Annotated in this window: 10 protein-coding genes; 9 read left to right on the top strand and 1 reads right to left on the bottom strand. The window is 61.3% G+C overall.

The window, feature by feature from the left end; translation table 11 throughout:
• Positions 1–1,528: beta strand repeat-containing protein (locus tag ABF990_RS02730; protein ID WP_415506466.1), on the bottom strand; the 1,528-nt coding region annotated here is incomplete at its 3' end.
• 408 nt (positions 1,529–1,936) lie between these two features.
• Here ABF990_RS02730 and ABF990_RS02725 point away from each other — a divergent pair.
• The 9 genes from ABF990_RS02725 (at position 1,937) to ABF990_RS02685 (ending at position 10,514) form a co-directional block, all read left to right on the top strand.
• On the top strand, positions 1,937–3,340 hold the full coding sequence (locus ABF990_RS02725; protein WP_415499708.1) for a PLP-dependent aminotransferase family protein: 1,404 nt from the start codon (positions 1,937–1,939) through the stop codon (positions 3,338–3,340).
• Positions 3,341–3,680: 340 nt separating this feature from the next.
• The gene (locus ABF990_RS02720; RefSeq protein ID WP_415499707.1) at positions 3,681–4,163 is read left to right on the top strand and encodes an MSMEG_0572/Sll0783 family nitrogen starvation response protein; all 483 of its coding nucleotides are present in this window, start codon (positions 3,681–3,683) and stop codon (positions 4,161–4,163) included.
• Positions 4,164–4,187: 24 nt separating this feature from the next.
• Positions 4,188–5,162 carry a Nit6803 family nitrilase gene (locus tag ABF990_RS02715; RefSeq protein WP_415499706.1) on the top strand — a complete coding sequence of 325 codons (975 nt, stop codon included), beginning with the start codon at positions 4,188–4,190 and terminating at the stop codon, positions 5,160–5,162.
• On the top strand, positions 5,159–6,268 hold the full coding sequence (locus ABF990_RS02710; protein WP_415499705.1) for an MSMEG_0568 family radical SAM protein: 1,110 nt from the start codon (positions 5,159–5,161) through the stop codon (positions 6,266–6,268). Before ABF990_RS02715 ends, ABF990_RS02710 begins: the two co-directional genes overlap by 4 nt.
• Positions 6,265–6,828, top strand: a complete 564-nt coding sequence (locus tag ABF990_RS02705) for an MSMEG_0567/Sll0786 family nitrogen starvation N-acetyltransferase (protein WP_415499704.1) — start codon at positions 6,265–6,267, stop codon at positions 6,826–6,828. Before ABF990_RS02710 ends, ABF990_RS02705 begins: the two co-directional genes overlap by 4 nt.
• Positions 6,828–7,799, top strand: a complete 972-nt coding sequence (locus ABF990_RS02700) for a sll0787 family AIR synthase-like protein (protein ID WP_415499758.1) — start codon at positions 6,828–6,830, stop codon at positions 7,797–7,799. Before ABF990_RS02705 ends, ABF990_RS02700 begins: the two co-directional genes overlap by 1 nt.
• A complete protein-coding gene (locus tag ABF990_RS02695; protein WP_415499703.1) occupies positions 7,796–8,974 on the top strand; it encodes an MSMEG_0565 family glycosyltransferase in 1,179 nt (392 codons plus the stop codon). Before ABF990_RS02700 ends, ABF990_RS02695 begins: the two co-directional genes overlap by 4 nt.
• Positions 8,962–9,249 carry an MSMEG_0570 family nitrogen starvation response protein gene (locus ABF990_RS02690; protein ID WP_039735962.1) on the top strand — a complete coding sequence of 96 codons (288 nt, stop codon included), beginning with the start codon at positions 8,962–8,964 and terminating at the stop codon, positions 9,247–9,249. Before ABF990_RS02695 ends, ABF990_RS02690 begins: the two co-directional genes overlap by 13 nt.
• A gap of 17 nt (positions 9,250–9,266) precedes the next feature.
• A complete protein-coding gene (locus ABF990_RS02685; RefSeq protein WP_415499702.1) occupies positions 9,267–10,514 on the top strand; it encodes an MSMEG_0569 family flavin-dependent oxidoreductase in 1,248 nt (415 codons plus the stop codon).
• The last annotated feature ends 15 nt before the right edge of the window (positions 10,515–10,529 follow it).

The following is a 10,529-nucleotide window of genomic DNA, read 5'->3' as shown; positions in this document are numbered from 1 at the left end:
GCGTGCCCGCAGTCAGTTGCGTCCCGCCCGTATAGGTATTGGCCCCGGACAGGACGGTTGTGCCCGGACCGATCTCGACCGTGGAGAAATCGGAAATCGTGCCGTTGTAGGTAAAGCTGTTTCCCGTTCCCGGAGCGATAATGAGGGTGCTGTTGCCCGTGCCGCCATCGATATCGCCAATCACCTGTGCGTTGCCGCCGGTAATCTTGAGCACGTCATTCGCGCCGGAGCCGAAATCGATCGCCTTTCCGGTACCATCCGCCCGGATGATACCGGAGTTGTTGATCGTCGTGGTGGTCACTCCGGTCGCGATCACCGCGTCACTGCCGCCACCCTCGACCGTGGCACCGGCGTCGTTGTCGATCGTAACCGTGTGGGTCGTGGCCCCGCCGGTAATGGCGATGCCAGACCCGGTATCGCCCTTGATCGTACCGCCAGCATAATTGTGAATGGTTGAATCCGTGTAGATTCCTTGAATCGGGATGGCGTTCCCTGTCGTCGGGTCCTTGTCCACCCCGGCCAGCGTAATACCATGCGATGCGCCGCCCGGATTCTCCCCCTCGATCAGTCCGTAATTATTGATCGTGCCGCCGCCGACCGTAACACCCTCGCTGGTGTCGCCATTGGCCTGGGTGGAAATGATCCTGCCGGTGCTGTTATTTGTCAGCGCGACAATCCCGTCCACATCCACGCCATCACCATCGGCCGTAATGCCGTTTCCGGTAATGGTACCGGCATTGTTGACGGTGACGATTTCGTTGGCGTTGAAACCGTCGATATTGATGCCCGCCCCATCCTTGCCCGTTATGAAGGCACTCGCATCATTAGTAATGAGCATCACATAGGAACCGGTCGTGGACGTATCGGTATTTCCGCCGGTAATGCCATGCCGCGCGCCGCTGATTATGCCGCCCGCCTGATTGGTAATGATCGCGTCCGAATTGGACCGGGCATCGATCCCATCGCTTCCGCTACCGGGAATATCGGTGGATTCAATCGTACCTGCATTGATGACAGACCCGTCATAGCTCAGGCGCAGGGCGTCAGCGCCGGTTGCCGTAATCGATCCGGTGTTCGTGATCAGGCTTTTTCCCGCCGTGACATTGCCAAGGTTGATCGCCTGGTTGTCGGTCGCGGTAATGCTACCGCTGTTCGTAATCGTGACATCGGCATTGGTGGCGTCGTTTTTCCCGCCTCCGATCGCATCGTTACCGGCAGCGGAAATGGTTCCGCTATTGTTCACGGTCAGTGCGACGCCGCTTCCCGTGATCAGCACCGCGCGCACGCTGCCCGATTGCGAAATCGTCCCGTTATTGATCAGCGTGGTCTTGCCGGTCCCGGTCATTGTCACGGGAACATTTTTTTTGGTGTTCGACAGGGTCACACCCGTATCGACCGTCAGGGTGTCGCCATCGCTCGAGAGCGTATAGGTGCCGGTTTTATTTGTGGAAATATCTGTGGACGCGGCCGATGCCTGTTCCGAAAACCCGAAGACACCGACGATGGAAACAAGGACGAGCTTTTTCATTTTTTCTTGACCGTGTAAATTGCGGGCGGAGCTTTAAAGGAAAAAGAGTGAAAAACAAGATTCTCCAAAGCGCTATAAATGAGTGGGAGAACTGTTTTCTGTTTGAACAATTCCTATCGCATCGATCGGTCGACTAAAACAGTGACAGGATGTAGAATGTTATGTGAATTTTTTATTTCAATTTTCATCCGGGGCACACCGCCACCACCGGGACAAAGGGCGCAGGTGGACTGACCGCCATCGCACATGGAGCCACCGGCAAAAGCCGGTCGGGTTACGCAGTACGGTTCCGACACTGGCTGCGCGACGCGGCAGACGCAGCATGATCCTGGCGCCGATGGATGGCGGTATTCATTTGCATGGCATACAATCGGTCAAATTTTGTCCGAATGTATGGAATGCAGTCCTATGTCCGATTACGCTTATCTGGCTCAGTGGAAAGAGGAAATCGGCCGGAGCCCGAACGCCATCTACCTGACACTGGCGGACGCGCTGGCGCTTTCCATCCGCAAGGGCGACCTGCGGGAAGGGGACAGGCTGCCCCCCCAGCGGATGATTGCGGACTACCTTGGCGCCAATCTCACGACCGTGACCCGCGCATTGACCGAGGCCAGACGGCGTGGGCTGATTGACGCGACAGTCGGGCGTGGAACCTTTGTGCGTGTGGGTGCGGGGGAAAGCCACTGGCGCCATACAGGACCGGCGGTGGTTGACCTGACCATGAACCTGCCGCCCATTCCGCAGGACCCGCCGCTGCAGCGCATCATCCAGAACGATATTACGGCCATTCTCAAACAGCAGGACCTGAACAGCCTGATGTCCTACCGGGTTACGGGCGGCACGCTTGAGGAACGCCAGCTTGGCGCAAAATGGATTGCCCCTGTCATAGGCCAGCGCCGCACGGAGGAAATCCTAGTGTCACCGGGCGCCCAGAGCGCGCTGGCCGCCATTGTCAGTACATACACCCAGCCAGGCGACGTCATTGTCACCGACCGCATTGCCTACCCGGGAATCCGGACAATCGCCGCACAGTTCGACCTTATCCTGGTGGGCGTCGACAGTGATGTCGAAGGCATGATGCCGGATCAGCTTGACCGGGTCTGCGCCGAACATCACCCTCGCCTGCTCTACTGCATTCCAACCATTCACAACCCCACAACGGCCACGATGTCACTCCAGCGACGCAAGGATATCCTGAGTGTCGCGCAACGCCACCACCTGCATATTGTCGAAGACGATCCCTACAGCCTGCTGATGGATGCACCGCCTCCCGCACTGGCCGCCCTTGACCATAGCCGTGTCAGCTACATTGCGACGCTCGCCAAAACACTGAGCCCGGGCCTGCGTACGGCCTATGTCGCACTCCCCAGCGCGGACATGACCAGACGGGTGACAGCCGCTATCCGCGCGATCGCGCTGACCAATGCGGGCCTTCTCAGCGCGCTGACAGCCCGGTGGATGCAGACCGGGCAGGCACAGACAATCCTGGACGCCATCCGCAGGGAACTTCGTCTGCGGCAGTCGATCGCCCGCAAGGTTCTGGGAGAGGGTCATTGCATGAAGCCCGATGGACCGCATGTCTGGCTGAAACTGCCGGACTGGTGGGGCAGCGCGGATTTTGTGGCATATGCCCGCAGGCGTGGTCTGGCGCTGGTGCCAAGCACCGTTTTCACGATCAGTGGCGAGCCGCCGCAGCGCGCGCGTATCGCATTGGGCAGCGCACCGGATGCGGCAAGCCTTGAGGAATCCCTGCATGGCGTTCTCTCGGTCCTGCAACACAAGCGTTCCCCCGGTTTTGCAGATATTGTGTGATCCGATCGCGGGGGCAGGACTCGCGCGTATCGCCCCGCGGCGGCGGTTTTCGCCTGTGCGGGATAGAAACAAGACGACGCCATATTCACGAATTCGTGATTCAAAAAGAACAGCAAAACAAAGCGTTAGCGGGCAATCCCTTCATTGTATGGTATTCCGGTTCAATTTGCATGACAATGCCCCCGCACGAGAGAAATATATAAGCTGCATTGTTTTTTTTGTACCCCAATACTGAGGCATACAATATTTTGCCTCGGGGTCATCCCGTGCCATGTCTGTCCCGGCAACAGCGGTCAGCACCGGCCTTTCGCCGGAGATCGCAGCACACGGGAGAGATACCATGCCGCAAGTCGAACACGCTGCTCATAAAGACGGTGACTGCTTCGTCAATTATGAAAACAAGGTTTTCGAGGACGTCAAAGCCCAGCCCGGCGAAAAAGCCCTTATCACCTTTCATACCGTGGCCAATGAAGGATCGGTCGGGTTTGTAAACCTGCTTCAGGCCACACGCCTGATCCGCAAGGGATTCGAGACGTCGGTGCTGCTGTACGGCCCGGGTGTTACCCTTGGCGTGCAGCGCGGTTTTCCCCGCCTGGGTGATGAAGCCTTTCCGGGGCACATGAACTGCAACAAGCAGATCGCCAAAATCCTTGAAGAAGGCGGCAAAGTCTACGCCTGCCGTTTCGCGCTTCAGGCCCTTTACGGATACGGCGAGCACAACCTGATCCCGGGCATTACGCCGATCAATCCGCAGGACGTGCTGGACCTGATCCTGCTGGCCCGTCGCGACAACGCCTTCATCCTCAACACCTGGACTCTCTGAAGGCCGAAGGGAGGACCGCACGCCATGTCCCGTATCGTTCGCGCCGCTGCCATCCAGATCAGCCCCGTCCTTGGTGACGATGGTCTGGGTACAGCCCGGAAAGTCTGCCAGGCCATCCGCGATGCCGCCGAGAAAGGTGTAAAGCTGGCGGTCTTTCCTGAAACCTTCGTGCCTTATTATCCCTACTTCTCGTTCATCCAGCCCGCTTTCCGCTTTGGCGGGGAGCATCTGGCACTCCATGACCGCGCCGTCGTCATTCCCGGTCCGGTGACCGATATGGTGGCAGAAGCCGCGCGCGATACGGGTATGGTTGTGGTGCTGGGCGTGAACGAGCGCGATTTCGGCACACTCTACAACACGCAGATCATCTTCGACGCGACAGGAGAAATCCTGCTCAAACGCCGCAAGATTACGCCCACCTATCATGAACGCATGGTCTGGGGACAGGGCGATGGCTCCGGTCTGAAAGTTGTTGAAAGCGCGGCCGGCCGCATCGGCGCACTTGCCTGCTGGGAGCATTACAACCCCCTTGCCCGCTATGCGCTGATGACCCAGCACGAGGACATTCACTGCGCGCAGTTTCCCGGTTCGCTGGTGGGCCAGATCTTTGCCGATCAGATGGAAGTCACCATCCGCCACCACGCGCTGGAATCCGGCTGCTTTGTCGTGAACGCCACAGGATGGCTCACGGAAGACCAGATCAAGGACATCGCGCGCGAACCGGCACTGGAAGGGCCGCTGCGGGGCGGATGCTTTACCGCCATCGTCTCGCCCGAAGGCAGGCTGCTGGGCACGCCGCTGACCGAGGGCGAAGGCATGGTCATTGCCGATCTTGATTTCGGGCTGATTACCAAACGCAAGCGGATGATGGATTCCGTCGGACATTACGCCCGCCCCGAACTGCTGAGCCTGCTGCATGACCGACGGCCCGCGCGCACGGTGCATTACGCGGGTGAAGCCGATCCGTCTTTGCTGCATATGGATGAGGTCGAGCCATGACCGTTCCGACACTTGGCACGCTTTCGGGGCGCAAGCTTGTCACCGACCTGCAATCCTTCGGGCTCCAGATCGGCGGCGACCAGGGTGGCATTGCCCGCAAGGGCGGGGCCGGTCCTTCGGACCACAAGACCATCACCATCGCGGGGCAGACCGTCATGGTCCCGGTCTATACGTCTGGGGCACGGCGTTCTCCGTTTCAGGCCAGCCCGCCCGACCAGAGTGGCGCCAGCACGCTGCTGCGCGACGGACGGACCCTGGGCACGATCCACTTTCCCGCGGCTCCGCGCTTTTACGGGCTGACCACGGCGGACGGTATTCCCTACTGGAAGATCGCCCTGCTGCATGGGCGCGACACGCTGGCCACGACGGTACACCAGACCTGCATCCGCTATACCGACCGGCGTACGTCCTGCCAGTTCTGCGCCATTGGCCAGTCACTGGAAGCCGAGCGCACCATTGCCTACAAAACGCCCGCGCAACTGGCCGAAGTCGCCAAAGCCGCCGTGGAACTGGACAACGTGCGTGACATGGTGCTGACGACCGGCACGCCCAACGTCATCGACCGGGGTGCGGCGGTTCTGGCTGAGTCCGCCCGCGCCATCAGGGCGGCCGTAGACCTCCCGCTTCAGGTCCAGTGTGAACCGCCGCGCGATCATGGCTGGTTCCAGCGCCTGCGCGATGCGGGGGCCGACAGTCTGGGTATGCATCTCGAAGCCGCCACGCAGGCCGTGCGCGAAAAGATCATGCCGGGCAAGGCGACTGTCAGCGTCGATCGCTACATGGCGGCTTTTGCCAGCGCTGTGCCGATTTTCGGGCGCGGACAGGTCAACACCTACATTCTGGCAGGTCTGGGTGACACCGCCGCAGACATTCTGGCCCTGGCCGAACGCCTGATCGCACTCGGGGTCTATCCCTTTGTGGTGCCGTTCGTGCCTATTTCCGGCACGCCACTGGAAAATCATGCGCCACCGTCGTCCGATTTCATGAAATCCGTTCTGGCGCCACTCGGGCGGATGCTACGGGAAGCAAACATGAAATCCACCGATATCCGGGCCGGGTGCGGCCGGTGCGGTGCGTGCTCCTCCCTGTCGGCCTATGAACAATGAGCACGCTGCTCGATGGCCTGGAAAGCCGCCCGTTCATTCCCACGGAATATGTCGTGCGCCTTGCCCGCACCCCCTGGGAACGCGCAGGTTATCACGCGCTGCGCCGCAACGTGTTCTGCACCGAACAGCATGTTTTCGCGCATGATGACCGGGACGCCATCGATGATGTTGCCATTCCCATTATCGCGGCCTGCTGCATGGCGGGCATGCCGGACCGGATCGTGGGTGCCGTACGTATCCATGAAGCCGAACCCGGAATCTGGCGTGGTTCCCGCCTGGCCGTTCATGCGGATCACCGCAAACTGGGACGGATCGGGGCTGAACTGATCCGCATGGCGGTCAGTACCGCGCACGGGCTTGGGGCCACGCGGTTTCTGGCTCAGGTACAGGAACAGAATGTGCTGTTCTTTCGTCGCCTGCACTGGAAAAGCCTTGGCGCCATCACCCTGCATGGGCTGCCGCATCATGACATGCAGGCCGATCTCGCGCGCTATCCGGCACATGGGCAGGACCAGACATGGCTGCTGCGCCCGCAGCCCCGCACCCGGCAGGTGGCGTAATGGCGCACGACCTCGCCACACTGCTTGCCACGCTGCGCCACAGTCGCGCCCTTGCGGGCAAGCAGGACATTGCTGAAGCGGCGGCAATCCTGCAACCTGCCAGCCCCGACGCCATCCGCCTGGGCGATGACTGCGCGGCGATACCGGATGGCGATGGGTATCTGCTGCTGGCCAGCGAAGGGTTTCAGGACAGCTTTGTACGGGCCATGCCCTGGTTTGCCGGGTATTGCGGCGTCATGGTCAATGTCAGCGATATCGCGGCCATGGGCGGTCGCCCCGTGGCCGTGGTGGATGCGTTATGGAGTGACACGTCAGACGCTGCGGCGACGATCCTGACCGGTCTGCAGGACGGAGCACGTAGCTATGGCGTGCCTGTCGTGGGCGGTCATACCAACATGCGCAGCACCCATAACTCACTGTCGGTCGCGATCCTTGGCCGGGCCCGCCATCTGCTGACCAGTTTCGACGCCCGGGCGGGTGAGGTTCTGATTGCCGCCATCGACCTGCGCGGTCGCTGGCACGACCCCCACCCGTTCTGGGATGCCAGTTCAGCCCTGTGCGGCACCGACCATGCGGCACGCCTGCGGGGTGACATGGAACTGCTGCCCGCAATAGCCGAGGACGGGCTGAGCCGTGCTGCCAAGGATATCAGCATGGCCGGGTTGCTGGGCACGGCACTCATGCTGGCCGAATGTTCAGGCGTGGGCATGACCATCACGCTCGATGATATTCCCCGCCCCGATCAAGCGCCTATGGAACGCTGGCTTTCGGCGTTCCCTAGCTATGGCTACCTGCTGACGGCCCGCCCCGAAAATGCCGACGCGATCATGGCCCGCTTTCATGGGCGGGGCATTGCGGCTTCTGTCATCGGCCGGTGTAACAGCACGCAGCGGCTGGATGTGACATGGGCGGGCGAGCGAGAAACCTTCTGGGATCTCGCACAGACACCGCTCATGGGGTTTGCGCCATGAGCCTGTGCATTGGCATTTTAACCCACTCGACCAATCCGCGCGGCGGTGTGGTGCATGGCATGGCGCTGGCCGAAGCCCTGTGTGATGCCGGGCATGACGCCACCCTGATTGCACCGGATGTAACGGGCAGCGGTTTTTTCCGCACGCCCCGCTGCGCCATCCGTTGCATCCCCGCCGTGCCTGAGCCGGATCTGCCCACACTGGTGGAACGCCGCATTGGCGAGATCAGGAATGCGATACGGGGGCAGCATTTCGACGTACTGCATGCCCAGGACCCCATCAGCGCCAATGCACTGGCCGACCTTGTGGCGGAACGCCGGATATCGGGCTTTGCCCGCACGGTCCACCACCTCGATCATTTTTCCCACCCGGTCCTTGCAGCGCGGCAGGAACGCGGGGTCAGGACGGCGGCCGAACTGTTCACTGTCAGCACCGTGTGGGAAAACATCCTGCGTGACGACCATGGCCGCGCCGCCCCCGTTATTGGCAACGGGGTCGATCCTGTGCGCTTTTCGCCCGAGCCGGGCGGGCAGGATGAAACACTGCGGGCGCGCTATCGCCTGCCGGCCGATCGCCGCCTGATCCTGGCTGTCGGCGGGGTCGAGCGGCGCAAGAATACGCTGCACCTGCTGGACGCATTTCTGGCCCTGCGCCGCGAACAGCCTGACGTGCATCTGGTTGTGGTGGGCGGAGCATCGTTGCTGGATCATGCCGCCTATCGCGCCCTGTTCGAGATACGTCTGCGCGACAGCGGGCAAGCCGGGCATGTGACCATGACCGGACCGGTGCCCGATGACGACATGCCGGCATTTTACCGGCAGGCCGCCGCGCTGGCCTATCCATCCGTCACCGAGGGGTTCGGCCTCTGCCCGCTGGAGGCCCTGTCCTGCGGCACACCCGCCATTGTGCCGGAAATCGCCCCGTTCACGGAGCATTTTTCGGAAACGGACACACTGTGGTGCCACCCGGACCGCCCCCACACCCTGCTTTCGGCTTTGCGTGATGCCCTCAGCCCCCGCAACCGCGCGCGTTTTCGGGTCAGCGGGCCTGCTACCGCCCGCCGGTTCGACTGGTGCCGGGTGGCGGAACGACACCTTCCCGCATACCGGCGCCTGGCAGCACTGTCGCGCGCCGAAGCCCCTTTTTCCGGAGCACTGTCACCATGCCCGAGATGATTTTTCGCGTGCGCTGGCCCGACGGGCAGGAGAGCGACTGTTACTCTCCATCGCTGGTCATACGCGAGCACTTCACACCCGGTCAGGATTACCCGGTCCGGGACTTTCTTGAAAAGGCTGACACGGCCCTGACCGACGCCAGCGAGCGGGTTCGCGCGCGCTACGGCTTTGCGTGCAGCCGCGCCCTTGGCCAGCTACAGGCCATCCGGCAGGTGGGAGCACCTTTTCTGACCCGACCCGATGCGCTGGTGCGCGTCCTGTCTTTCAAATTCTGAGACGAAAAGAAAAGATCATGACACAGAACGAGAAAAGCATTCCCGTCGTTATCGTGGGCGGTGGCCAGGCTGGCCTGTCCATGAGCTGGTATCTCTGCCGCGAACAGGTCGAGCATGTGGTGTTCGAGGCAAAAACCGCCTGCCATTCATGGAATGACGAACGCTGGGACAATTTCTGCCTGGTCACACCCAACTGGCAGTGCGAACTCCCGGGACACCCCTATAAGGGGCGCGACCCGCACGGCTTTATGGTGAAGCAGGAAATTATCGATTACGTCAAAGGTTTTGTGGATTCATTCAGCCCGCCCCTGCGCGAGCAGACACCGGTAACCTCCATTACACGCCATGACGCGGGTGGCTATCGGGTTGTGGCGGGAGGCGAGACCTGGCATGCCCGGCACGTGGTCATAGCCTCGGGCGCATATCAGGACGCGGTCATTCCCGGCTACGCCGGTGCGATCGATCCCGCCATCTATCAGGTTCATTCGCAGGATTACCGCAATGCCGCGCAGCTACCGGAAGGGGCAGTGCTGGTGGTGGGGAGTGGCCAGTCCGGCGCGCAGATTGTCGAAGATCTGTTCCTTGAAAAACGCAAGGTTCATCTGTGTGTCGGCTCTGCCCCCCGTGTCTCGCGCTTCTATCGTGGGCGCGACGTTGTGGACTGGCTTGCGGACATGCAGTTTTACGACCTGACGGTGGATAATCACCCCCTGCGCGATGGCGCACGCGACAAGACCAACCATTATGTCACCGGCCGCAATGGTGGGCATGATCTTGATCTGCGGCTGTTTGCCAAAGAGGGCGTGGGTCTGCACGGCACGCTGAAGACCATTCGTGACGAGGTGGCCCATTTCGCGCCGGACCTTGCTGAAAACCTCGATGATGCAGACAGGACCAATGCCGACATCAAGAAGTCCATTGACGCCTATATCGCCCGTGAAGGGATCAGTGCGCCCACCGAAGCCCCCTATGTGCCGGTCTGGGAACCCGATGGCAGCAACACCCCCCTCGATCTGAAAGCCGCGGGGATTACCTCCATCGTCTGGTGCATCGGCTTCCGCCCGAACTATCGCTGGATCGACGTGCCGGTTTTCAACGGAGCCAATAAGCCGGTCTGGCATCGGGGCGTGACCGACGCGCCGAATTTCTACTTCCTCGGCCTGCCCTGGCTGCACACATGGGGATCGGGCCGGTTCTCGGGTGTCTCGCGCGATGCGGCGTGGCTGGCCAGCCGGATTACCGGCAAAGATGTTCCTGTAGCCTGAACAGGGTGTAACGCC

Origin of the sequence: Acetobacter sp., assembly GCF_047723915.1 — a bacterium.
In the GTDB taxonomy this organism is placed as follows: Bacteria; Pseudomonadota; Alphaproteobacteria; order Acetobacterales; family Acetobacteraceae; genus Acetobacter.
This window is presented reverse-complemented; position numbering and strand designations above follow the sequence as displayed.

Coding starts and splice junctions, on each gene's coding strand:
- ABF990_RS02725 (WP_415499708.1), top strand. CDS start 1,937: ATGTCCGATTACGCTTATCTGGCTCAGTGGAAAGAGGAAATCGGCCGG.
- ABF990_RS02720 (WP_415499707.1), top strand. CDS start 3,681: ATGCCGCAAGTCGAACACGCTGCTCATAAAGACGGTGACTGCTTCGTC.
- ABF990_RS02715 (WP_415499706.1), top strand. CDS start 4,188: ATGTCCCGTATCGTTCGCGCCGCTGCCATCCAGATCAGCCCCGTCCTT.
- ABF990_RS02710 (WP_415499705.1), top strand. CDS start 5,159: ATGACCGTTCCGACACTTGGCACGCTTTCGGGGCGCAAGCTTGTCACC.
- ABF990_RS02705 (WP_415499704.1), top strand. CDS start 6,265: ATGAGCACGCTGCTCGATGGCCTGGAAAGCCGCCCGTTCATTCCCACG.
- ABF990_RS02700 (WP_415499758.1), top strand. CDS start 6,828: ATGGCGCACGACCTCGCCACACTGCTTGCCACGCTGCGCCACAGTCGC.
- ABF990_RS02695 (WP_415499703.1), top strand. CDS start 7,796: ATGAGCCTGTGCATTGGCATTTTAACCCACTCGACCAATCCGCGCGGC.
- ABF990_RS02690 (WP_039735962.1), top strand. CDS start 8,962: ATGCCCGAGATGATTTTTCGCGTGCGCTGGCCCGACGGGCAGGAGAGC.
- ABF990_RS02685 (WP_415499702.1), top strand. CDS start 9,267: ATGACACAGAACGAGAAAAGCATTCCCGTCGTTATCGTGGGCGGTGGC.